Here is a 20,853-nt window from a genome sequence, read left to right on the forward strand (position 1 = left end):
GGACGTCGATGGTGCGTCTTGCGTCATCGGCAGGGAGCCTGCGGGCGTCCGGCGTCGACGCGGTTGCGTCGGACGGGGAGCCGGACGAGTGCGGCGTACGACGCGCCGCTCGCGGGCCGAGCCGGACGAAATCCAGGCGGGGACGGAGGTGCTGACGCGATGCCGAATTCGATCCTGTGGATCGGTCTCGTCGTGCTCTGGGTCTTCGTCCTGTTCCCGATGCTCGCCGACCGCCACCCGAGAATCCGCCGGACCACCGACGCCGCGCTGGCGACCCGGGTCCTGCACCGCGGCGGAGGCAAACGACGTCTCAGAAAGGGCCCGGCTGCCGGGCACGAAACCGATCCGAACTGGCGGCCGCGCCGCGTACCGAGAGAGTATTCCCACAGCGATGATGCGGAGGACCGGATGACGACACCGGCCGACGAGCCCGTCACCGAGACCGACGAGGACAACCTGCCCGCGCCCTTCGACGCCGCGGCATCCGACATCGCTGACGCCGAAACGGACGACATCGAGGCGGCCGACGCCGACCTCGCGACCGCCGCATCGGAAGACGACGAGTCGGAAGACGACGAAGAAGCCGCCGAAGTCGCTGCGAAGATCGACACGGCGGCCGATGATGACGGCGTGGGCGTACACCACCCCGAACCGACCGCGGCCAGAATCCCTCCTGCGCGCTCCACCGCGCCCGCCCGCCTGCCCTACGACGAGTACGACGAGTACGACGAAACCGATTCGGACGAACCGGAATTCATCTCCACTCGCCGCGGCCGCGGCGGCTTCGACCCCGAGGCCGACGCCATCGCCCGCGCCGCCCGCTACACCTTCCGGCAGCGCGCGGTGCTCGGCCTGGTGCTCACCGCCATCCTCTGCGGCGCGCTCGCGTTCGTGCTCACGCCCCTGCTGTGGTGGGGCACCGGGCTCTCCTGTGTCGTGCTCGTCACGTACCTGGCCTACTTGCGCAAGCAAGTGCGGATGGAGGAGGAGATCCGCCGCAAGCGCGCCGCCCGCCTCAACCGTGGACATGGCGGCGACCCACGCGCGCGCGGAGCCGACGCCCCGCACGGCACCATGGACCGCGACACCGCCCGCACCCTCCGCCGCCGCTCCGCGCTCGTCGACCCCGACGACGAAGACCCCCTGTTCGAGCACCTCGACCCCTTCGACCCGGCCACCGCCCGCGCCCTGCGCAGCCGCGCCACCGGCGACACCCGCCGCGCGGAGGGTGCGTAGTGTAGTCACCACTATCCGGGCAGGTCAGCCCGCCGATTCGGACTCAGAGGGCACGGCCTGATACAGTGTCACAGCGCGGTTCCCCGGAGCCGCACGGGGCTATAGCGCAGTTGGTAGCGCGTCTCGTTCGCATCGAGAAGGTCAGGGGTTCGATTCCCCTTAGCTCCACTCGTCGGAGGCTCATGCTCATGGAGAGCATGAGCCTTTCTCGTTCCGCGTGTTTGTGGGGGCCGAGCCCCCACACCCCAGCCCGGAGGGGCTTCGCCCCCCGGGACCCCCCTTCGGGCTCGCCTTCGGCATCGCCATAGTGACCTGCTCGGCTTCGCCCCCGGACCCCGCGATTGTGGTTGCGTTTGGTTGGTTGTCTTTCCGCCGGGCTGTTGGCTCATTCGGCGACGGAAGCGACGCTATAGCTTCTTGTGCGATCCGGCCACATGTCGACCGATGGAACCGTGGTCCTGGATGGGGCGTTCGGTCATGGTGGCCAAACGGGGCGCCCGCGCGAAACGCTCGGCTGGGATACCCCAGCCGAGCGTCTGGCCAGGCTCGTGTCCACCACCGACTGGCAGCGGTGTCGGCCGACCCCGGAAATCCTGTGACGACTCGCGGGCGCCTACGCGGCGACGGTAGCGAGGCGGAGGTGATCTTCGATATCGGCGGGTGAGCCGGTGTAGTGGAGAGCGCGCAAGCCGAGGCGAGCGGCGGCTTGGCAGTTGTCGGCACGGTCGTCGATGAACAGGACGCGGCCGGGATCGCGAACTCCGGTCGCGGCGAGTGCGTTTCGGTAGGTGTCGGGGTGGGGTTTGTTCATGCCGAGCCGGGCCGAGTAGAGGGCGTCGGTCATCAGAGTGCGCCAGTCGGAGGCGTCGAGGGCATCGCTGACCGGATGAGGTGCGTTGGAGAGCAGCACCATCGGGAGATCTGCCCGCCGGGCCTGGTGGAGGAGTGCGACGACGCGGTCGTCGGTCCGGGTCCACAGCGCGGTGTCGACGGCACGCAACCGGGTGAGCATTTCCGGGTCCGGGCGATGGCCGAGCACGGCGGTCCAGAAGTCCGCGTCGTCGAGCTCGCCGGAATCGTAGGGTTCGCGGGCGCTCCAGAAAGCATTCTGGAAGAGTCCGAGCTGGTCTGCGTGCCATCCGGCGAGTTCGGCGAGCCTGCTCCACATTGGAACGGTGGGCTGCAGGCCAATGACGCCGTTGTAGTCGAAGATCACCGCGTCGAGTTCCGCGGGCTGGTGAGGTAGTGCGGTTACCATCGGTTCTCCAAGGCTTTATGGGACAGGACAGCCACGCCCGCGGCGAGCCGGGCGGGGAGCGGCGCCGCAGTGGCGAGCGCGATCGGAATTCGGCAGGTACCGAGCAGCGCGAGGCTTGCTGCGAGAGTCCGCACTGCGGCGTCGGGCATCTCGCGCGCGCGTTCCAAAGCTCGGCGCGATGGTGCGTGTCATGAAAGCTCCATCGGTGCCACCGACTTCGCCGTCGAGAATGACCGCGAAATCGGCTGCGTAGATATGACGATTCCCGCCTCTTTCCATGACGAAAGAGGCGCACAAACTGTGGATCGAAGGAAGGGTTCCGCGAGGCAAAGGCTGAAGGTGGTGCGCGACGCTGAGCGAACAAGCCGAAACCTACCAAGGGGTGCGGCGAGGTACCACCCGGGACGGGTCTTGGTGATTCGCTCCACAAAGTGCCGTCCGAAGGTCTCACCGGCGTCGTAGCCGAGATCACTCGTCGAGGTCGGCCGGCGGCGCGTCGTCCTCACCCTGGCCGCCATGACGAAATCCGACTCGAAGTCGGCGCGTTGAACACCCTCGACCATGAGAGTGTGCGTGAGCGACTGACGAAGGCCCGGTCCACACGGACCGGGCCTTCGTCGTTCAGGAGCTAGGCTGCCCGGAGGCGTTCGGGCTTGGCGTGGCGAACATTTCTTCGGCGCGGCGGGTGTCCATGTATTCGCGCACTCGATGGATCAGGCCGTCGTCGGAGAGTTCGAATACGAAGCAGTACTCGTTGTCGTAGTGGTTGCCGTTCATCAGGGTTGCCCGCATTCGTTCCTCCACGACAACTGTTGTGCCCTCGGCGGTGACTGCGGTGAAGTCCACCTTTCTGTCGGCCACGAAGACGGCGGGGAACTCGATGGTCAGAAAGCGGACGATACGGTCTCGCCCGATCAGGTGATTGGTCCCGTCGAGTGCCCGGGCCGTTGGATTCTCTGGTGGCGCAAGCCATTCGGCGTCGAGCGTGAATACGGCGGCGATCCGGTCGGGGTCTTGGGTGGCGAACTCGCGCCATGCCCGCAGAACCAATTCTCTGCTGATCTGTGCGTCCATCCAGCCAATGATGGGGTGTGCGCTGTCGCCGATCCCGTCACATTCGGACACATTCATTGACACGGCCGGATATGGCTGGCCGGGATGTAGTCCGTCGCGCAGACTGTCGGTGTGGAAGCGTTCGAGGGCGTCATCACGACCGGCATCTATTGCCTGCCGCCGTGTCCTGGACGTCCGCTGCCGGAGAATGTGGTGTCCTTCACGTCGGCGGCAGGTGCCGAAGCCGCGGGATTTCGGGCGTGTTACCGCTGCAGGCCGTACCGCAGCGACCGAAGGCCAACGAGTTCATCCGAATTGGTTTGCCGTGCAGTCGATCTCATCGCAGCTGGTGCGCTGGATGAAGCCACCGAGGCCGAACTCGCGGCGCGACTCGCAGTATCGGAACGCCACTTGCGCCGGATGTTCCGGACACAGGTCGGCGCCACCCCGGATCAGCTCGCCCGCTCTCGGCGTGCGCATTTCGCCCGACGCCTGTTGGACGAAACCGAGCTGTCGGTCATCGAGATCGCCTTCGCCTCCGGGTTCGGCAGCCTGCGTCAATTCAACCGAGTGATGGTCGCAACCTTCCGCGCCACACCGCACGAATTGCGTCAACGGCGGCGTCGCGCGGATCGCCTTGTCGCCGATGGCGGTCTCGCGCTCCGCGTGCCACTGCCCGAGCCCGTGCAGCTCGATCGACGATTGGCGCAGCTTGCCTGCGGTGCGATCCGCGGCATCGAGAACGCCACGACCGAGCACTACCGGCGGACAGTGTCGATGGATGGCGCCCCTGGCCTGATCGAGATCAGTTCGGAGGCATCCGACGAGGTGCGGCTGGTCGCTCACCTACCCCGGATCGAGGGTCTCATGCACCTGGTGGACCAGGTGCAACGCCTTCTCGTCGGCGGAACCTGGGATCCATACGAGGCAGCTGTGCAAGCGATCGTGACGGACAACGTCGGCGCGTCGGAGGCTCCCGCTGTCCTCGCCGAGATCGTTACGCGGTATGGCATACCGATCGCTGGACTGCGCCAGTTCGGTCTGACCCACTTGTTTCCCATACCGGCCGCCCTCGCGGTCGCCGATTTTCATGGCATGAGCGTCGATGAGAAATGCACACGAACGATCCGCGACTACAGCCTCGATCCGGATCCGAATCGGCTCTTCCGATCGGTCTCGTGATCCAGCCGCCGTTCCGCAGCGAGTCGCCATTGGCGCTCAACCTTCAGCAGCGCCATTGCCCGACCCGCGGATCAATGCTGGTCAGGGCCTCTTTCGTGTCTGTGGTCGTCGCAGGCGGCGGGTAGGTGGCTGGCGGTTGGGGATGCGGACGATCGCGAGGACGGTGGTGGGCCGGGAATCCTGATTTCGAGATTGCGCGGGTTGGCGTCCGATCAGGCGGCGTTGAGGGCTTCGTTGATTTTGCGGGTCATGTCGGCCACGGTGGGGCTGGGTTGGCCTTTGCGGGCGCGGGTGGCTGCTTCGATGGCGACGTTGATGGTGTTGCGGAAGTTGTCGGCTTCTGCCGGGTCCTGTTTGTTGAGCAGGCTCATGGCTTCCGTCAAGGCCGGCAGTACCACGTCGGCGATGGCGGCTACGGATTTGCCGTTGAGCTTGGCGCCCTCGGCTTTCTCGGCGAGCACATGCCCGACCAGGCCGGTCGCCGAGCCCAGGGCGATGGAGCCTGCGGTGGCGATCTTGTGGGGCGAGCCGGTGGCATCGGCGGCCGTCAGCAGTGCGATGGCACCGTAAGCGGCGGTCCGCAGGGTGGTCTTGTCTTGCTCGGTGAGGGGCGAGGAAGTGCTGTTCTTCGTCATGGCAACCACTATCAGCGCCTGGCCTGACACCGCCCTGTCACCAGGCTGACGCGGGCACGACCAGGTAGAACACCGTGTCAGCGGCGTGACAGGTGGGTGTCAGGCCAAACGCCGATGGTGGTCGCATGAGTAATTCAGCGATCGCGGTGTCAGGGCTGCGGAAGAAATATGGGGACAAGGTCGTGCTCGATGGCATCGATCTGGATGTTCGTGCGGGAACGGTCTTTTCCCTGCTCGGTCCGAATGGAGCGGGCAAGACGACGACGGTGAATGTGCTGAGCACGTTGATAAATGCCGACGGCGGGTCGGTGCGCGTTGCCGGCCATGACGTCGCGACCGAGGCCAAGGCGGTGCGCGCGGCGATCGGGGTCACCGGCCAGTTCGCGGCGGTGGACGAGCTGCTGACGGGGCAGGAGAATTTGCAGCTGATGGTGGACCTCAACGGGGTCTCCGCCAAAGACGGCAAGCGGACCGTCACAGAACTGCTGGAACGCTTCGATCTGGTGGAGGCGGCGAAGAAACCCGCGTCGACGTACTCCGGCGGTATGCGCCGGAAGCTCGACCTGGCGATGACGCTCGTCGGCAACCCGCAGATCATCTTCCTGGACGAGCCGACGACGGGTCTGGACCCGCGCAGCCGTCGCACGATGTGGGCGATCATCCGTGACCTGGTGGCCGACGGCGTGACCATCTTCCTCACCACCCAGTACCTCGAGGAAGCCGATCAGCTCGCCGACCGGGTCGCGGTGCTCGACCAGGGCCGCCTGGTCGCCCAGGGCACTCCGGACGACCTCAAACGCCAGATCCCCGGGACGCACGTCCGGCTCCGGTTCACCAACGTCGCCCACCTCGACGCGGCCGCGCGCCTCTTCCCCGACTCCGCGCCGGACCACGAGACACTGACCCTGCGGGTTCCCAGCGATGGCGGGACGAAATCGCTCCGGGCTCTGCTGGGCAGGCTCGATGAGTACTCACTCAGCGCCGAAGAGTTCTCTGTGCACACACCCGACCTCGACGACGTTTTCCTCGCCCTGACGGGCCACGCCACGGAGGTGGAAGCGAAATGAGCACCAAGAACCACTCGAAGGTGATGTTGCGCCGCAACTTCAAACACATCGCCCGGAACCCGACCTCGGTATTCAACGCGGTCCTGATGCCGATCATCATCATGTTGATGTTCGTGTACATGTTCGGCGACGCTTTCGACGTCGGTGTCGACTACATCGACTACGCCACGCCGGGACTGATCCTGCTGGCCGTCTGCTACGGGCTGGGGGCCACCGCGACGGCGGTGAACTCCGACATGACGAACGGCATCATCAACCGGTTCAAGGTCATGGACGTCTCCCGTGGCGCGGTGTTGAGCGGGCATGTCATCGCCACTGTGCTGACCAATCTGATCGCCATCGCGGCCCTCATCGGGGTGGCCTTCCTGCTGGGATTCAGTCCGTCGGCGAATGTCCTCGACTGGCTCGGCGTGGTCGGCATCGTCGTGTTGCTCGGTTTCGCGGCAAGCTGGCTCACGGTCGCCTTGGGACTGGCGGCGAAGTCTCCGGAAACGGCGGGCATGGCCTCCGTGCCGCTGGTCATGCTGCCGTTCTTCAGCAGCGCGATCGTGCCTGCCGAGAAGATGGGGCCGGGCCTGCGACAGTTCGCGGAGTACCAGCCCTTCACGCCGATCATCGAAACCCTGCGCGGGCTGCTGAACGGCGCACCGAACACCGGCGATGCGATCACCGCCATCGCCTGGTGCGCCGGGATCGCTCTCGTCGGATTCCTGTGGGCGCGTTCCACTTTCAGCAAGCGAGCGTGACCGCGGCCAACTCGTGCCAGCCGGCCCGCGCCCCCTCCTGAGTCGCCTCGGTGAACCCCGTGTCGCCGAGGCGGTTTCGCGTGGCCTGCTCGATCCTGGCCACATCCGGTTGGGAACGATCCGACAGACCGCGCACGCCCGCGCTCGCCGCGAGCAGCCGCGCGGCCTGCTCGTACTGTTCCTCACGCAGCGCCAGATCCGCGATCCCGACGAGCGCTTGGGCGATCAGGGGTGCGTGCCCCGCCTCGGACGCCGCCTGAAAGGCCGCGACCCGGTGTTCACGGGCATCGTCGAGATCCTCGGCAAGGTAGCCGAGCAGACTATGTTTCATTGCGCGGCCGATTGCCCGCTCGGCGTCATCGCCCAGTATCGCTGTCGCGACGTCGAGTTGCCGGTGTGCCTGCTCGGCGTTGCCGCTCCAGCGCGCGAGCTCCGCCTTCGACAACGCCAGCTCGGCCAGCACATTCGGCCAGGCAACTCGTTCCGCGGACCGCTGCGCCTCTGACATGGCCGCCGCGCTCGACTCCGCATTGCCCAACAGCCAGTACAACTGGGCCTGCCGCGACCGCATCGGCACGACATCCTCGCTGGCGCCGATCTCGGTGACGACCGCGATCGCCTGTTCGTAGTGCTCGCACGCAGCGGCGAACTCGCCGCGCATGGCGATTCGATTCGCCAGCTCGGTCTGGGCGAACGAAATCCCCCACCGTTCGCCGAGCGCGCGGAACTCGGTGAGCGCCGTCTCGAGATATGTGTCCGCATCCCTACCGCCCTGGCCGAGCTGGATCCGCAATTTGCCGAGTTGCAGCCGACCGAGGGCGCGTACCCAGGGGTCCTCGTCGACCAGCAGTGCTTCCCACGCGGGCAGGATCGCGTCCGGCCCATGCAACATGCGTTCCAGTGGGGCGGTGAACCTCAGCACCGGGTGATGGCTCTGAACACGCCGACTGATTTCGTAAGCTTTGCGGATCCACTCCTCCGCATGGTGCTGGTCACTCTGCGGCCCGGAGATCACGAACTGTATGACGAACGCGTACACCACGGCCCGGATCTCGTCGGCCACCTCGCCGGGCATGGCCGTGGCCGCCATGATCAGCTCGTTGCCCTCCGCCTTGTGCCCGCCGAGCCACCAGTACCAGCCGGCGGCCGCGGCGAGCCGCATCGCCCCCTCTGTCTCGCCGGCCGCGAGCGCACCGCGCATCGCAGCAGCGATATTGCCGCGCTCGGCCTCGAGCGTGGCGAGCCATTCCAATTGCTCGGCGCGGCGCAGATGCGGATCCGCGATTTCGGCGAGTTCGGTGAAATACGCGAGATGCGCACGGCGCGTCTGATCCGATTCCCCCGCCTCCGCGAGACGCTGCTCGGCGTACTCCTTGATGGTGCCGAGCATCCGGTAGCGCGGCGCCCGGTCGCCCTCGGTGAGCACCAGCGATTTCTCGGTCAGCGCGGTCAGCAACTCGAGCACCTCACCCGTCTCGACCGCCACATTCTTCCCGCCTCCCCGCCCATCGGGCCCACCCCCTGTGCCCCCGCAGATCCACTCGGCTGCTTCCAGACTCGCCCCGCCCGAGAACACCGAGAGCCTCCGCAGGACAATCCGTTCGGCGTCGGTGAGCAGCTCCCAGCTCCAGTCGATCACCGCGCGCAGCGTCCGGTGCCGTGGCAGCGCGGTACGGCTGCCGCCGGTCAGCAGGCGGAACCGGTCGTCGAGCCGATTGGCGAGCTGCTCGAGGGACATGGTGCGCAACCTGGCCGCGGCGAGTTCGATGGCCAGTGGCATCCCGTCCAGCGCCCGGCAGACGCGTGCCAAAGTCGACAATGTGTGGGCGTCGGTCGCGAGGTCCTTGCGCACCGCGCCGGCACGGTCGCGCAGCAGCCGGACGGCCGGAGAGGACTCGATCTCGCCCGGCCCGGCGTCCCCCTTCGGCAAGGCCAGCGGCACGACCGGCCACAGCGCCTCGCCGGTGATGCCGAGGGGTTCCCTGCTCGTCGCGAGGATCCGCAGCCGACTGCACTCTCCGAGCACTCGATGGGCGAATGTCGCCGCGGACTCGATCACGTGCTCGCAGTTGTCCAGAATCAGCAACATCGTCCGTTCGCGGACCGCGGCAATGACCCGATCCGTCGGTTCCGCGTCCGGCGCCTCGCCGAGCAGCGCATCCCGCAGTCCGAGCGCGGCGAGCGTCGCTTGCGCCACATCACCGTCGGCGCCGATGGCCGCGAGTTCGACCAGCCAGGCCCCGTCCGGCAGGTCGCCGAGCAGCGTGCGCGCGGTTTCCGTGGCCAGTCTGGTCTTTCCCGAGCCGCCCGGCCCGATCAGGGTGGTGAGCCGATGTTCGGCGTTGAGTTCGCGGACCCCCGCGACATCGGAGTCCTTGCCGACGAAGCTGGTCAGCTCGGCACGCAAGTTGGTCTTCCGGTTCTCCTCCCGCCGTCCCAACTCGCCCCGCAGCAGCGCGACGTGCAATGCGGACAGCTCCGGTGCGGGGTCGACGCCCAGCTCGTCGGCCAGGGTTTCTCTCGTGCGCTCGTACACCAGCAGCGCCTCGGTGTCGCGACCGGTCGCGACGAGGGCACGCATCAACGCGGCGACAAGCCGTTCTCGCACCGGATGCGCGGCCACCGAGTCGGTCAGTTCCGTGACCAGCTCCGCACCATGGCCGAGGCCGATCTCCGCATCGAACCGATCCTCCATGGCAGTCAGGCGTAGCCCTTCGAGCCGGGTGACCGCCGCGTCGAACGCGGCACTCTCCTGCAGGCCGACGTCCTGCATGGCCGTACCGCGCCACAATGCGAGGGCCTCGCGCAGCCGCTGTACCCCTCGTGGATCCTCGTCATTGTGGGCCTGGGCCACGAGGCGTTCGAACCGCACGGCGTCGACAGCGTCGGGTTGCACCCTCAACCGGTATCCGTCCGTCTGCCCCTCGACCAACCCTTCCGGCAGCGCCTTCCGCAGCCGGGAAGTCAAGCGTTGCAAGGCATTCGCCGCGTCGGAGGGCGGGTGTTCACCCCAGATCCAGTCGATGAGCGTTGCCTTCGGGACTGCGTGACCTGGTTCGAGTGCGAGGGCGGTCAACAGCCCGCGCAGCCGCGCGCCCGGCACGTCGGCGAAAACGCCGTCGTCCGTGCGAACCTCGAATGGTCCAAGGATCCCGATCTGCACCTGGCCGATCTTGCCACGGGCAATCTGCCGACGCGGCGCAGAAAGCTGCCGCGGTACCGGGCCCTGGGCTGGTATGAGCAGCTCGTCGTCGATCGTCCGTGGCGTCGGCCGATTGTTCTGGTTGTCTGCCGAAGCGCCGTCGAACTTCGCAATGTCCCTGGATGGTTCAGGCGTCGTCTGTCCGATAGCGGTCGGGGGTCGTCGTCGCACGGGCCAGCCGACCACGGCTCCGACACCCGGCCGGTGTCAGGGCCGTGACAGTCGTATGTCAGGTCCGTCGGCGAGTGTGGTCGAAACAACCGCCACGAAAGGAAAACCGATGAGCCAGATGATTTCCGTCCCGCACGGCCTCCCCATGGATCGCGATGCGGGCCCCTTCGACCCGCCCAGCCAGATCACCCGGCTCCGCGAGGCTCGCCCCGTCAGCCCCATGGTCTTCCCCGACGGTCACGAAGGCTGGCTCGTCACCGGCTACGACGCGGTCCGCCAGCTCATGGCCGACACCCGGTTCAGCTCCCGCCAGGACATCGGCATCGTCCACGTGCCGTACGAGACCCCTGGCATGCCCGCCGCCACCGAACCGTCCCCGCAGATCCCGGGCTTGTTCATCGCCATGGACCCGCCGGACCACACCCGGCTGCGGCGCAAGCTCACCGGCGCCTTCACCGTCAGACGCATGAAGCAGCTCGAAGAGCAGATCATCGACATCGCCGAGCGGCAGCTGGACGAGATGGCGCGTCTTACTCCGCCGGTCGACCTGGTCAAGGAGTTCGCGCTGCCGGTGCCCTCGCTGGTGATCTGCGAACTGCTCGGTGTCCCCTACGTGGACCGGGAGAACTTCCAGGTCAACTCCGCCAAGTTCCTGGTCAAGGACCAGTCGCTCGAGGAGAAGATGGCCGCGTACGGCGCGATGACCACGTACCTCGCCGAACTGGTCACACGGAAACGCGCCGAGCCCGGCGAGGACATACTGTCCGACCTGGCCCGCCATGATGATCTCACCATCGAGGAGCTGACCGGCATCGCCTTCCTGCTGCTGCTCGCCGGCCACGAAACCACCGCCAACATGCTGGCACTGGGCACCTTCGCGCTCCTGGAGCACCCCGAGCAGCTGGCCGAACTGCGCGCCGACCCGGACCTGATCCCCGATGCCGTCGAGGAACTCATGCGCTACCTGTCCGTTGCCGACATCTTCTATCGCTACGCCACCGACGACATCGAACTCGGCGGTGAAACGATCGGCAAGGGATCGACCGTCGTCGTCTCACTGCTGGCTGCCAACCGCGACCCCCGGCGCTTCGACAACCCCGACACCCTGGACGTCCACCGCAAGGCCCGTGGTCACCTGTCCTTCGGCCACGGCGTCCACCAATGCCTCGGCCAGCAACTGGCCCGCATCGAGATGCGCGCCGGTTTCGCCGGACTCCTGCGCCGCTTCCCGACATTCGAACTCGCCATCCACGCCGGCGAGGTGAGGCTCAGGACCGACATGAACATCTACGGCGTCCACGAACTGCCGGTCACCTGGACGGAAACGGCCCGATAGAATCGTCGGCCGAGCGTCACGAAGGAGATGACGAGGATGCGAATCTCGGCGGATCGGGAGCGCTGTATCGGTGCGGGCATGTGCGCCCTTATCGCGTCGGAGGTCTTCGATCAAGACGAGAACGACGGCAGGGTGCGGTTGCTCGACCATGCACCGCAGCGCAGTGACGCCGCAGTGCGGGAGGCCGTGGAGGCTTGCCCGTCCGGGGCACTCGCGGTCGACGAGTCCTGAGACCGGGCGGCTGTTCGGTAGTCCGAGCCCGTGTTGCCGCCGAGTGCGTCTCCGCCATGATCGAGCAACCTCCGAAGACGCCCGTAGCAGGGCGCCGCATCGCCCCTGATCCGAAACCGAGCCGGAGTGGGCGGCAACTTGAATGCCCATCTTGGGCAGTGGGAATGCGGCTGGACTGAACGCCTGTTTCTTGCACGACGCGTCGATGTTCGCTCCACGCGTGGGATGTGCGCCCGACTCGGCGGTCGGGTTCGAATTGGTCGCGCTCGGCTTGCTGGTCGACCGGCACGAGGACTCGGTCCCCATGAATGCGCACAGCACTGTCGGGAGGTTCTGCTACGAATTCGTTATGGATTTGTACGCGGTGTTGCTCGAGTTGGCGGACCCGCAGACCCGTAACGCCGCCACGGATACACTCGTCGGCGGGGGCCGAGCTGTGGTCGAACCGCTGGTCGCGCAGCTCTTGGCGCCCGAACCATTCGTCGATGACGAGATCATCGTTTCGGTATTGCACCGCATCGGCCCGCCCGCATATCGGCGGCTTACCGAAGCGATCGCGAACGCGCTGCTGCTCGACGAGCCGGAGCGGATCCGAAGAATTCTTGAACTCTGCTGTATCGCAATGGATTTGCCCACCGATGACCTGGAGAAGGTGGCGACCTACGCCGATGGGATCGTCAATGGTGATGCGAAGGCCGAGCGTGGTGAGCATGGCTGGCCGCTCGGGCCGGAGAATGTCGCCACGCGGATCGGCGATGATCGGGCGGTCGCTTACGCGCCGCTGCTGATTCCGGTGCTGGCCCACGCCTCGGCTCGCTACAAGGCCGCAGAGGCTTTCGCGAAGCTGGGTCCCGCTACGCTGTCACTGTTGCATGCCACGAGGCGCGCACCGATTCCGGAGCGCCGCGGTGCTCTGCTGGCGCTGGTGCGGCTCGGATGGCGGCAACTCGACACACCCGATCTCACCGCGTTGGCACGGCTCATCGCCGCGAAGATTGCCGTAGCGACACCAAGACCCATTGTGCCTCAAGGCGAATGGTATGCCGTCGAGACCGACGATCAAGCCGCTGTGCTCGACGCGTTCGACCTCCACGATTCGATTCCCGCGACCTGGTGCATGGGCACCCAACTCTGGCGCAACGCCACGCCGTATAGGCCGTTCGAACAGGACCACTCCGAACACCGCGACTGTACCCGCATGTACGTCAGCCCGGTATTGAACGGCTGGACACTGGTTTTCGGCAATCCTGTGCTGACGCGCGAGGGCGACGCCCACGAGCGCGAGATCGAGCTGAGGCGACGGCACCCGATCACGATCGAGGATGTGATCGAGATAGACCCGCCCTCTGAGCGTGAGCTTCGAGAATCCCGCTGTATCGAGCTGAGCAGGCGATTCGGGCGCGCGCAGTGGTACAGCCTGATAGAGGATGGTGGCTGCGGCGACCGGTGGGGATGGTGCATGGCCGAGCACGGTCGACTACAGCGCTACTACGAACACGACTGGTACCAAGACGACGCCGATCGGAATTTCGACAATTTCGGCGCGCCACATCCCGCCGAAGCCGGTCTGCGATATCACGACGTGCGGCAGTGGTTGTCCGACAACGGATTCAACGGAGACGAGTGGGACGCCTACACCCGCGATGCGATGGTTCGCGTCGAAAACGCGGAACCGACACCGTGGGGTGCCCCTCGACCGCTCGACGACCACAGCCTGTGGCGCCAGTTCCAGCAGGTGACCGGAATCCCCGATCTGGCGACACCACTCAATGTCGCCGCGAAGGCGTCGGTCGACCCAGCCGGGTTCGGTCCGCACACGCGCGTGCAGGGTCACGGCGTACTCGCGCTCACCGTTTGCGGCCTGCGCAAGGGCCATCACGGCGCATTCTCCATCGATGAAGAATGGATCAACCCCGTGTCCGTGATCATTGAATGATTTGACCAGCATTTGAAAGCGCAGACTTACGTACGTGGTTGCTTTCAGAGACGTCGATATGACGATCCTCGGTGATCCGATGCGGCAGGTGATCTTCGAACGACTCGCCCGGCGACCGTCATCGGTCGGCGATCTGGCGGAGTCGTTGCCGATCACCCGTCAGGCTGTTTCCCAGCATCTGCGGGTGCTCAAGGACGGGGGACTGGTGGTGGCCACACCGGAGGGCACGCGGCGGATCTACCGGATCAACCCGGATGGACTGGCCGCGATCCAGGCGTATTTCCAGTGGATCTGGGACGACGCACTGACCAGTTTTCAGAAGGCCGCGGACGCGGCGGCCGCCGATCCCGAACAGGAGACCTCATGACTACCCACCCTTCCCACTCTGCAGGGCAAAGCCAGCGTGGCGATGCCGGTTGAGAGGCCTTCGCCTTCTTCACCGAGTCCTTCGGCAGCTGGTGGCCCGCCGCCTATCGCATCGGCCAGGCCGAACTGGCCGAGGCGATCCTCGAACCCGGCGAGGGCGGTCGCTGGTACGAGCGCGGCGTCGACGGCAGCGAATGCGACTGGGGCCACGTGCTCACCTGGGACCCGCCCCACCGGCTCGTGGTGACCTGGCAGATCAACGGCCACTGGCAATTCGAAGTCAGCGCCGTTACTCGTCCGCTTTTGCTGCGTATCGGGCGAGGTTGTTCTCCAGTGCACGCAGCGCTTGCAAACTCTGAGCCCTCTGGGCGGCGTCGAGGGTGCCGACCGCGGCGTTCTCGAGTTCGGTCCAGATGCTTTCGACCTCCCGGCGCAGGGCTCGGCTGGCGGCGGTCGGCTCGATCAGGGTGGCGCGTTTGTCGTCCGGGCACGGACGGCGGCGGACGAAGCCCGCGTTTTCCAAGCGTTTGATGGTTCTGGTCATGGTGGCCGCGTCGGAATCGAGTAGGTGTACCAGGTCGGTCTGGCGTTGCGGACCCAGTTCCCATAGCTGCATCATCACCAGTTCCTGTCCGGTGTGCAGGCCAACTCGGCGAAGCAGGTGTCCGGCGATCATCCGATGCAGGCGGGCGACTCGGAAGATGCCGTGACTGATCGGACCCACCTCGGCGCTGGCGGGCACCGGCACGGTCGCCGTGCCGAGCGTTTCGTCGGCCGGTTGATCCCGAGCGTCTCGGTGCTTCGGGTGCTGCATTCGGTGTCGCCTCCATTTTCATTGATCGAACAGTAGACACTGTAGTGCCAGCCTGCTGCGCCGGACTAGTGGTCGTGGGCTGACCTATACTGGCGATATGACAATCATATGATCCATGTCATACGGACTCCAGGAATGGTCTGATCAATTTACCTGTTCGAACAGGTAACCTCGCAACTCCTGATCCGAGGTGCTCCTCCCCGACAGCAAGGAACCAAGTGATGACAACGGAATTCGCCCCGCTGAACCCGACGAGCACGACCACGACGCGCCGCCTGCAGTTCCGTGCCTACGGCGGGCCCGAGGTACTCGAACTCGCCGAAGTGCCGTTGCCGCAGCCGGATCGCGGGCAGGTCCGCGTTCGCGTCCGGGCGGCGGGGATCAACGGCCGCGACTCCAAGATGCGTGCGGGCCTGTTCGAGCCGGGCGCGACCGCGCCGGCGGTTGCGGGCACTGTCGGAATCGAAATGGCAGGCGTGATCGATGCGGTCGGCGCCGACGTCACCGAGTGGACAGTGGGACAGCCGGTATTCGGTCGCACCGCGGCCTTCGACGCGGTCGCAGGCCACGCCCTCGCGCCGGTTGGTGACATTGTCGCCAAACCGGATTCGCTCGGTTTCGTACAGGCGGCGGCGTTGCCGGTCGCCACCGAGGCGGCTTACCGGACGCTGCGACAGCTCGACGTGCGCGACGGGCAAACACTGCTGGTGCATGCGGCCGCGGGCGGAGTCGGCCTGATGGCAGTCCAACTCGCCCGCTTGCGCGGCGCCACGGTCGTCGGTACCGCCAGCGAGGCAAACCATGATTTTCTGCGCGATATCGGAGCCATCCCGGTGACTTACGGCGACGGCCTGGTCGAACGGATCAGGAGTGCGGCGCCGCAAGGCATCGACGCGGTGCTCGACGGCTCTGGTCGCGGTGTGCTGCCGCTGTCGATCGCGCTCACCGGTGACCCGGCCAAAGTGATCACCATCGCCGACCTCGGCGCCGCGCAATACGGGGTGCGCTTCTCCACCGAGATCGTCCCCATTCCGGAGGCCATGGCCGAGCATCTGACGTTGTTCGAAAGCGGGCGCCTGCGCATGCCTATCGAAGCGGTGTTCCCGCTCGAGGAAGCCGCCGACGCCTATCGCCGTCTCGATGCGGGTCACCTGCGCGGCAAGATCGTCGTCGCGGTCGCCTGATTCGCTCGGCCGACAAGGAAGATCATGATCCCTGACGAGCTTTCCGACAGCCCTGTCCATGGTGCGATCCCACCCGACGATCCTCGCCGTCAGCTGACTGTCGCCGACGCGAATTCCGGTGCCGGACTGCGGCATCTGGCGTTGGCGGGCAACGTCTACAGCATCCTGATCCCGGGCTCGGCGACGAACGGCCGCTACACCCTTATCGAGATGAGGGTGCCACCGGGTGGTGGTCCACCCCCGCATCGGCACGATGTCGAGGAGATGTTCACCGTTCTGGAGGGGAGCATCCGCTTCACCTTCCGTGGCCTGGATATCGACGTGGTAGCAGGCACGACGGTGAACATCCCGGCCAACGCGCCGCACTTCTTCCGCAATGTCTCGGATCGGCCCGCACGCATGCTGTGCATGTGCGCACCGGCGGGACAGGAGGAGTATTTCGCGGAGGTCGGCGCCCCGCTCGATAGCCCGACCGACAGCCCGCCGCCGCTGACCGAGGCCGAGGAGTCGCAACAGCGGGAGAAGGCGCGGCGACTCGCCGCGAAGTATCGCAGCGAACTCCTCTGAGCTGCGTCGGCGCACGAGCAGCTATGCGGAAGCGATATTCGCGCCGGCCTGGTCGCTCCGATTTCAGCGGCGGCCGACACCGAACCGTGGCCGACCCGGTTGCGCGGACATCGCTCAGCCCGTCGCGAAACCGTGCATTCGCGGGCCCGGCCGACCACGGAATGCTTAGCATCGGAACGTGGAGCGCGGATCGTTGCTGAAGGCCAAGGCGGGCGGGAAGCTGCACGGCGGCAATCATGGGATCGCGCCGGAAGAGGTGGTGGCCGCGCAGCGTGCTCGCATGTCGGTGGGGATGATCGAGGCCGCCGCGCAGAAAGGGTATGCCGCGGTGACGGTCGCGGACGTGCTCGAGCGTGCCGGCGTCTCGCGGATGACGTTCTACCAGCATTTCGCGAACAAGGAGGCGTGCTTCCTCGCCGCTTACGACATGGCCGTGGAGATCGTGATGACCCGGATCGGGGCGGCGCTCGCGGCCGAGAGTCCCGCGCTGGAACGCATCGACGGCGCTCTGGACGCCTACTTCTCGACGCTCGCGCAGGAGCCGGAGGTGGCGAAGGTTTTCCTGGTCGAGGTGTATGCGGCAGGGACAGCGGTACTCCAGCGGCGACTGGCGACGCAGGCCGGTTTCGTGGACGCGTTCGCCGGCGCGCTCGGCGCGAGCTTGCCCGATCAGCGTGTGGTGGCCGAGGCGGTGATCGGCGCGGTCGTCGCGCTGGCGACCAACCGGATCGTCGCGGGGGATTTCGGCGCTCTACCGGGTTTGCGCGAACCGCTGATGTCCGCGTTGATCACCAAGCTGGTGCGGCAGGATCCGGCCGGTAGTTGAGCAGCGCGGCCGACTTTCGCCGGTACGCGTACCGTCAACGCCGCACTCCCCGGGGCCCGATGCCCAAGGCGGCGTCGAGTAGCGGCCTGCGCCGATCTTCGCGGCGTTCGGCAGGGGAGGCTCCACGGTAGGTTTCCGATAGTGTCGACCTGTCGCAGCGTCGCGAAGGGATGACGGCCATGAGTCTGCTTGTGCCCCAGTCGATCAACGAGGTTTCCGGCACGGTACGCCAGGCGCGCGCCACGTGGGCCTGGTACGCGCAGCGGGCAGGTGCGCGGCTGACCGCACGCTATCCCGCGCCGGTGCGGCCGCTGGCCGAACCACCGCCGGGCAGCGGACTGAAACCGGTGCCGGGCGACTTCGGCCTTCCCGGAATCGGCTACACCCTGCCCGCTTTGGCCGACCCGATCCGCTTCTCGCGCATGCGAGTCGGTCGCTTGGGGCCCGTCCAGTGGTTCGGCATACTCGGACGCCGAGTGGTCGGGATCAGCAGCCCGGAGGGGCTGGAGGCGGTGATGCTGGACCGGAACAAGGCGCTGTCGGCGCAGCGCGGCTGGGAATTCCTGATCGGCCCGTTCTTTCGCGGCGGCCTGCTGCTGCGCGATTTCGACGAGCACCTGTTCCATCGGCGCATCATGCAGCAGGCGTTCACCCGGCCGCGATTGACCGGCTATCTCGACCTGACCACGCCACGGATCACCCGCGGCATCGCGGACTGGCGCCCGAGTGACGACTTCCGCGTCTACCGCGCGATCAAGAAACTGCTGCTCCAGCAGGCCACCGAGGTCTTCGCGGGCGCCGAGCTCGGCGCGGAGGCATTCCGGCTGGAGCGCGCCTTCGAGGACGCGGTGCGCGGCGGCGCCGCACTGATCCGGACCAACGTCCCGGGTGGAGTGTGGGCCCGCGGCCTGCGCGGGCGGCGCGTGCTCGAGGAGCATTTCCGCCGCGAGTTGCCCGCCAAACGCGCGGGCGACAGCAACGACCTGTTCAGTGTCCTGTGCCGGGCGAGCACCGCCGAGGGCGAGACATTCACCGATGCCGAGGTGGTCGAGCACATGATCTTCGTGATGATGGCCGCCCACGACACCAGCACCATCGCCGCGTCCATGCTGGTCTACGAGCTCGGCAGACATCCAGAATGGCAGCGGCGGCTGCGCGCCGAATCCGTCGCGCTGGGCAAGCCCGCGCTCGACTACGACGATCTGGACCGGTTGCCCTCGCTCGATCTCGCGTTCAAGGAGGCGTTGCGGATCTATTCGCCGGTCGCCCAGCAGGTCCGCGAAACCATCGCCGACACCGACATCCTCGGCTACTACCTTCCGAAAGGGACGCTCGTGCTGTGCGGGACGTACGGCATCATGCGCACCGAGGAGTACTGGCCTGATGCCGACGCATTCGATCCGGAGCGTTTCGCCGACCACCGTCGGGAGGACAAATCCCATCGCTTCGCGTGGGCACCCTTCGGCGGCGGCGCGCACAAGTGCATCGGCCTCTACTTCGGCGGTATGACGGTGAAAGCCTTGGTGCATCAGATGCTGTTGCGGTACCGCTGGACTGTTCCGGAGAGCTATCGGGTGCCGCTGGTCGCGGGGACCGGCCCGGTACCCGCCGACGGTCTGCCGATCCGGCTGGAGCGGATCGGCCGATGAGGATCATCGCCGACCGCACCGTCTGCGCGGGCCACGGCATGTGCGAAGCCTTGGCGCCGGACTCCTTCCGCGTCGGCGACGACGGGATCGTCGCGCCGATCTCCGACACGATCGCCGCGCCGGAGCGCGGACTGCTCGAGCTCGTCGTGGAGAGCTGTCCGGTTCGAGCACTCCGGCTGGCCTGAGGTCTGTGGAACAGGCGGAGTGCAGCAGCATGCCCGCCGCGCTCCGTTTTGCGTCGTCTCCGGCGGGTACCGCGAACCTCGACGAGCTGTCCATCCACTCGAGAGGACCGGTGATACTCATGGCCACCTGCGCCACCTGCGGTAACGACTACGACAAGACGTTCACCATCACCCGGGACGGCGAATCCGCCATCTTCGACAGCTTCGAATGCGCGATCAACGCGATGGCCCCGACGTGCACGCACTGTTCGTGCCGAATCCTCGGTCACGGCGTCGAGGCGCGTGGGCAGTACTTCTGCTGCGCGCACTGCGCTCACGAGGCAGGTCACCCGGCCCTGGTCGACCACGTGTGAGCGAGTGAACCGAAGACACAGCGCGCAGGGGCACACGACGGAGCCGAGCGCCGGCGAAGTGCAGTCGTGAGCCGCGGAACCGGAGCGCCGATCCGCGACCGGCTCACTCGCGCGGAGCGCCCGCCCGCCGTGGAACGATCCCGGCGGCCGCTGCCGCGTCACTGAGCACCGCCTCGAGCATGGCTGGGGTGAGTCGTCCGGTGAAGGTGTTCTGCTGGCTCACGTGATAGCAGCCGAACAGGTGCAGCGTCGTCCGTTCGACGTCGGTCGCGGCCAGTTCCACATGTGCGCCGTGGCCGAATTTCGGGCGCGGACGCGGCACGACCCAGCCCGCGCGTGCCAGCACCGGGAACAGCGCCTGCCAGCCGAACGCGCCGAGCACCACCACCGAGCGCAAGGTCGGTGTCAGCAGGCGTACTTCGGTGTCCAACCAGTGGCTGCACCGGTCTCGTTCGGTAGGCGTCGGCTTGTTGTCCGGCGGAGCGCAGTGCACCGGCGCGGTGATTCGCACGCCGGTCAGCCGCAGGCCGTCATCGATGCTCGTCGACGTCGGCTGGTTGGCCAATGCCACGGCGTGCAGCGCGGCGTAGAGCACGTCCCCGCTGCGGTCGCCGGTGAACATGCGCCCGGTGCGATTGCCGCCGTGCGCGGCGGGCGCGAGTCCGACGATGAGCATTCGGGCGTCATCCGGCCCGAATCCGGGGACCGCACGGCCCCAATAGGTTTGGTCACGAAAGGCGGGGCGCTTCTGCTCGGCGGCGAGTTCGCGCCAGGCGACCAGGCGCGGGCAGGCGAAGCAGCCCGCGACCGCGGCGTCGAGTTCGGCGATGGTGCGGCACACGTCAGCGCATGATTC

The 20,853-nt window shown here is 66.9% G+C and carries 21 protein-coding genes, 1 tRNA gene and 2 pseudogenes; 18 read left to right on the forward strand and 6 right to left on the reverse strand.

Annotated elements, in window-relative coordinates:
* Window positions 1–159: 159 nt before the first annotated feature.
* The 3 genes from sepX to OHA40_RS20105 all read left to right on the forward strand — a co-directional run bounded on the left by sepX (window position 160) and on the right by OHA40_RS20105 (window position 1,835).
* Complete coding sequence (gene sepX, locus OHA40_RS20095; protein WP_330228443.1) at window positions 160–1,236, forward strand: divisome protein SepX/GlpR; 1,077 nt, start codon at window positions 160–162, stop codon at window positions 1,234–1,236.
* A 95-nt stretch (window positions 1,237–1,331) separates the two neighbouring features.
* Window positions 1,332–1,404 (forward strand) — tRNA-Ala (locus OHA40_RS20100).
* Window positions 1,405–1,670: 266 nt separating this feature from the next.
* A complete protein-coding gene (locus OHA40_RS20105) occupies window positions 1,671–1,835 on the forward strand; it encodes a hypothetical protein (protein WP_330228444.1) in 165 nt (54 codons plus the stop codon).
* A 14-nt stretch (window positions 1,836–1,849) separates the two neighbouring features.
* On the opposite strand, the gene OHA40_RS20110 is transcribed toward OHA40_RS20105, so the two are convergent.
* Together OHA40_RS20110 and OHA40_RS20115 are read right to left on the reverse strand one after the other, a co-directional pair.
* Window positions 1,850–2,494 (reverse strand): HAD family hydrolase, encoded by a 645-nt coding sequence (locus tag OHA40_RS20110; protein ID WP_330228445.1) that lies wholly within the window; start codon window positions 2,492–2,494, stop codon window positions 1,850–1,852.
* Window positions 2,495–3,115: 621 nt separating this feature from the next.
* Window positions 3,116–3,568 (reverse strand): nuclear transport factor 2 family protein, encoded by a 453-nt coding sequence (locus OHA40_RS20115; protein ID WP_330228446.1) that lies wholly within the window; start codon window positions 3,566–3,568, stop codon window positions 3,116–3,118.
* A 111-nt stretch (window positions 3,569–3,679) separates the two neighbouring features.
* On the opposite strand from OHA40_RS20115, the pseudogene OHA40_RS34750 reads away from it, so the two are divergent.
* Window positions 3,680–3,766, forward strand: a pseudogene (locus OHA40_RS34750) (Ada metal-binding domain-containing protein); the annotation flags it as partial.
* Between the two features lie 96 nt (window positions 3,767–3,862).
* On the forward strand, window positions 3,863–4,729 hold the full coding sequence (locus tag OHA40_RS20120) for a helix-turn-helix domain-containing protein (protein ID WP_330228447.1): 867 nt from the start codon (window positions 3,863–3,865) through the stop codon (window positions 4,727–4,729).
* Between the two features lie 212 nt (window positions 4,730–4,941).
* Here the strand turns inward: OHA40_RS20120 and OHA40_RS20125 are convergent, their stop codons facing one another.
* The gene (locus tag OHA40_RS20125; protein ID WP_330228448.1) at window positions 4,942–5,364 is read right to left on the reverse strand and encodes a hypothetical protein; all 423 of its coding nucleotides are present in this window, start codon (window positions 5,362–5,364) and stop codon (window positions 4,942–4,944) included.
* Between the two features lie 125 nt (window positions 5,365–5,489).
* On the opposite strand from OHA40_RS20125, the gene OHA40_RS20130 reads away from it, so the two are divergent.
* Both OHA40_RS20130 and OHA40_RS20135 read left to right on the forward strand, forming a co-directional pair.
* Window positions 5,490–6,431, forward strand: a complete 942-nt coding sequence (locus tag OHA40_RS20130) for an ATP-binding cassette domain-containing protein (RefSeq protein ID WP_330228449.1) — start codon at window positions 5,490–5,492, stop codon at window positions 6,429–6,431.
* Window positions 6,428–7,177 carry an ABC transporter permease gene (locus tag OHA40_RS20135; RefSeq protein WP_330228450.1) on the forward strand — a complete coding sequence of 250 codons (750 nt, stop codon included), beginning with the start codon at window positions 6,428–6,430 and terminating at the stop codon, window positions 7,175–7,177. The genes OHA40_RS20130 and OHA40_RS20135 overlap by 4 nt, the downstream gene beginning before the upstream one ends.
* Here OHA40_RS20135 and OHA40_RS20140 read toward each other — a convergent pair.
* Window positions 7,161–10,340, reverse strand: a complete 3,180-nt coding sequence (locus OHA40_RS20140; RefSeq protein ID WP_330228451.1) for a BTAD domain-containing putative transcriptional regulator — start codon at window positions 10,338–10,340, stop codon at window positions 7,161–7,163. The genes OHA40_RS20135 and OHA40_RS20140 overlap by 17 nt on opposite strands.
* A 319-nt stretch (window positions 10,341–10,659) precedes the next feature.
* On the opposite strand from OHA40_RS20140, the gene OHA40_RS20145 reads away from it, so the two are divergent.
* The 5 genes and pseudogenes from OHA40_RS20145 to OHA40_RS34755 form a co-directional block, all read left to right on the forward strand.
* On the forward strand, window positions 10,660–11,886 hold the full coding sequence (locus tag OHA40_RS20145) for a cytochrome P450 (protein WP_330228452.1): 1,227 nt from the start codon (window positions 10,660–10,662) through the stop codon (window positions 11,884–11,886).
* A gap of 36 nt (window positions 11,887–11,922) precedes the next feature.
* Window positions 11,923–12,117: a ferredoxin gene (locus tag OHA40_RS20150; RefSeq protein WP_330228453.1), complete on the forward strand. Its 195-nt coding sequence runs from the start codon at window positions 11,923–11,925 to the stop codon at window positions 12,115–12,117.
* A gap of 205 nt (window positions 12,118–12,322) precedes the next feature.
* Window positions 12,323–14,053 carry a hypothetical protein gene (locus tag OHA40_RS20155; protein WP_330228454.1) on the forward strand — a complete coding sequence of 577 codons (1,731 nt, stop codon included), beginning with the start codon at window positions 12,323–12,325 and terminating at the stop codon, window positions 14,051–14,053.
* Window positions 14,054–14,087: 34 nt separating this feature from the next.
* Window positions 14,088–14,420 carry an ArsR/SmtB family transcription factor gene (locus OHA40_RS20160; RefSeq protein ID WP_330228455.1) on the forward strand — a complete coding sequence of 111 codons (333 nt, stop codon included), beginning with the start codon at window positions 14,088–14,090 and terminating at the stop codon, window positions 14,418–14,420.
* A 110-nt stretch (window positions 14,421–14,530) separates the two neighbouring features.
* Window positions 14,531–14,650 (forward strand): annotated as a pseudogene (locus OHA40_RS34755) (SRPBCC family protein); the annotation flags it as partial.
* Between the two features lie 58 nt (window positions 14,651–14,708).
* Here the strand turns inward: OHA40_RS34755 and OHA40_RS20165 are convergent.
* On the reverse strand, window positions 14,709–15,233 hold the full coding sequence (locus tag OHA40_RS20165; RefSeq protein ID WP_330228456.1) for a MarR family winged helix-turn-helix transcriptional regulator: 525 nt from the start codon (window positions 15,231–15,233) through the stop codon (window positions 14,709–14,711).
* A gap of 221 nt (window positions 15,234–15,454) precedes the next feature.
* Here OHA40_RS20165 and OHA40_RS20170 point away from each other — a divergent pair, with 221 nt between their 5' ends.
* From OHA40_RS20170 to OHA40_RS20195, 6 genes are all read left to right on the forward strand, one after another.
* Window positions 15,455–16,417: an NADP-dependent oxidoreductase gene (locus tag OHA40_RS20170; protein ID WP_330228457.1), complete on the forward strand. Its 963-nt coding sequence runs from the start codon at window positions 15,455–15,457 to the stop codon at window positions 16,415–16,417.
* Between the two features lie 24 nt (window positions 16,418–16,441).
* Window positions 16,442–16,984 carry a cupin domain-containing protein gene (locus OHA40_RS20175; protein WP_330228458.1) on the forward strand — a complete coding sequence of 181 codons (543 nt, stop codon included), beginning with the start codon at window positions 16,442–16,444 and terminating at the stop codon, window positions 16,982–16,984.
* A gap of 178 nt (window positions 16,985–17,162) precedes the next feature.
* Window positions 17,163–17,810, forward strand: a complete 648-nt coding sequence (locus OHA40_RS20180) for a TetR/AcrR family transcriptional regulator (protein ID WP_330228459.1) — start codon at window positions 17,163–17,165, stop codon at window positions 17,808–17,810.
* 179 nt (window positions 17,811–17,989) lie between these two features.
* Window positions 17,990–19,459 carry a cytochrome P450 gene (locus OHA40_RS20185; protein WP_330228460.1) on the forward strand — a complete coding sequence of 490 codons (1,470 nt, stop codon included), beginning with the start codon at window positions 17,990–17,992 and terminating at the stop codon, window positions 19,457–19,459.
* Window positions 19,456–19,644: a ferredoxin gene (locus OHA40_RS20190; protein ID WP_330228461.1), complete on the forward strand. Its 189-nt coding sequence runs from the start codon at window positions 19,456–19,458 to the stop codon at window positions 19,642–19,644. The genes OHA40_RS20185 and OHA40_RS20190 overlap by 4 nt, the downstream gene beginning before the upstream one ends.
* Window positions 19,645–19,763: 119 nt before the next feature.
* Entirely contained in the window at window positions 19,764–19,997 is a 234-nt protein-coding gene (locus tag OHA40_RS20195) for a hypothetical protein (protein WP_330234285.1), read from the forward strand.
* Window positions 19,998–20,100: 103 nt separating this feature from the next.
* On the opposite strand, the gene OHA40_RS20200 is transcribed toward OHA40_RS20195, so the two are convergent.
* Window positions 20,101–20,838, reverse strand: a complete 738-nt coding sequence (locus OHA40_RS20200; protein WP_330228462.1) for a uracil-DNA glycosylase — start codon at window positions 20,836–20,838, stop codon at window positions 20,101–20,103.
* Between the last annotated feature and the right edge of the window lie 15 nt (window positions 20,839–20,853).

This window comes from Nocardia sp. NBC_00508 (assembly GCF_036346875.1).
Classification (GTDB): Bacteria; Actinomycetota; Actinomycetes; order Mycobacteriales; family Mycobacteriaceae; genus Nocardia.

Excerpts from the sequence above, each read along its gene's own strand:
- sepX (WP_330228443.1), top strand. The coding sequence starts at position 160 with ATGCCGAATTCGATCCTGTGGATCGGTCTCGTCGTGCTCTGGGTCTTC.
- OHA40_RS20105 (WP_330228444.1), top strand. The coding sequence starts at position 1,671 with ATGTCGACCGATGGAACCGTGGTCCTGGATGGGGCGTTCGGTCATGGT.
- OHA40_RS20110 (WP_330228445.1), bottom strand. The coding sequence starts at position 2,494 with ATGGTAACCGCACTACCTCACCAGCCCGCGGAACTCGACGCGGTGATC.
- OHA40_RS20115 (WP_330228446.1), bottom strand. The coding sequence starts at position 3,568 with ATGGACGCACAGATCAGCAGAGAATTGGTTCTGCGGGCATGGCGCGAG.
- OHA40_RS20125 (WP_330228448.1), bottom strand. The coding sequence starts at position 5,364 with ATGACGAAGAACAGCACTTCCTCGCCCCTCACCGAGCAAGACAAGACC.
- OHA40_RS20130 (WP_330228449.1), top strand. The coding sequence starts at position 5,490 with ATGAGTAATTCAGCGATCGCGGTGTCAGGGCTGCGGAAGAAATATGGG.
- OHA40_RS20135 (WP_330228450.1), top strand. The coding sequence starts at position 6,428 with ATGAGCACCAAGAACCACTCGAAGGTGATGTTGCGCCGCAACTTCAAA.
- OHA40_RS20145 (WP_330228452.1), top strand. The coding sequence starts at position 10,660 with ATGAGCCAGATGATTTCCGTCCCGCACGGCCTCCCCATGGATCGCGAT.
- OHA40_RS20150 (WP_330228453.1), top strand. The coding sequence starts at position 11,923 with ATGCGAATCTCGGCGGATCGGGAGCGCTGTATCGGTGCGGGCATGTGC.
- OHA40_RS20155 (WP_330228454.1), top strand. The coding sequence starts at position 12,323 with ATGTTCGCTCCACGCGTGGGATGTGCGCCCGACTCGGCGGTCGGGTTC.
- OHA40_RS20165 (WP_330228456.1), bottom strand. The coding sequence starts at position 15,233 with ATGCAGCACCCGAAGCACCGAGACGCTCGGGATCAACCGGCCGACGAA.
- OHA40_RS20170 (WP_330228457.1), top strand. The coding sequence starts at position 15,455 with ATGACAACGGAATTCGCCCCGCTGAACCCGACGAGCACGACCACGACG.
- OHA40_RS20175 (WP_330228458.1), top strand. The coding sequence starts at position 16,442 with ATGATCCCTGACGAGCTTTCCGACAGCCCTGTCCATGGTGCGATCCCA.
- OHA40_RS20185 (WP_330228460.1), top strand. The coding sequence starts at position 17,990 with ATGAGTCTGCTTGTGCCCCAGTCGATCAACGAGGTTTCCGGCACGGTA.
- OHA40_RS20190 (WP_330228461.1), top strand. The coding sequence starts at position 19,456 with ATGAGGATCATCGCCGACCGCACCGTCTGCGCGGGCCACGGCATGTGC.
- OHA40_RS20195 (WP_330234285.1), top strand. The coding sequence starts at position 19,764 with ATGGCCACCTGCGCCACCTGCGGTAACGACTACGACAAGACGTTCACC.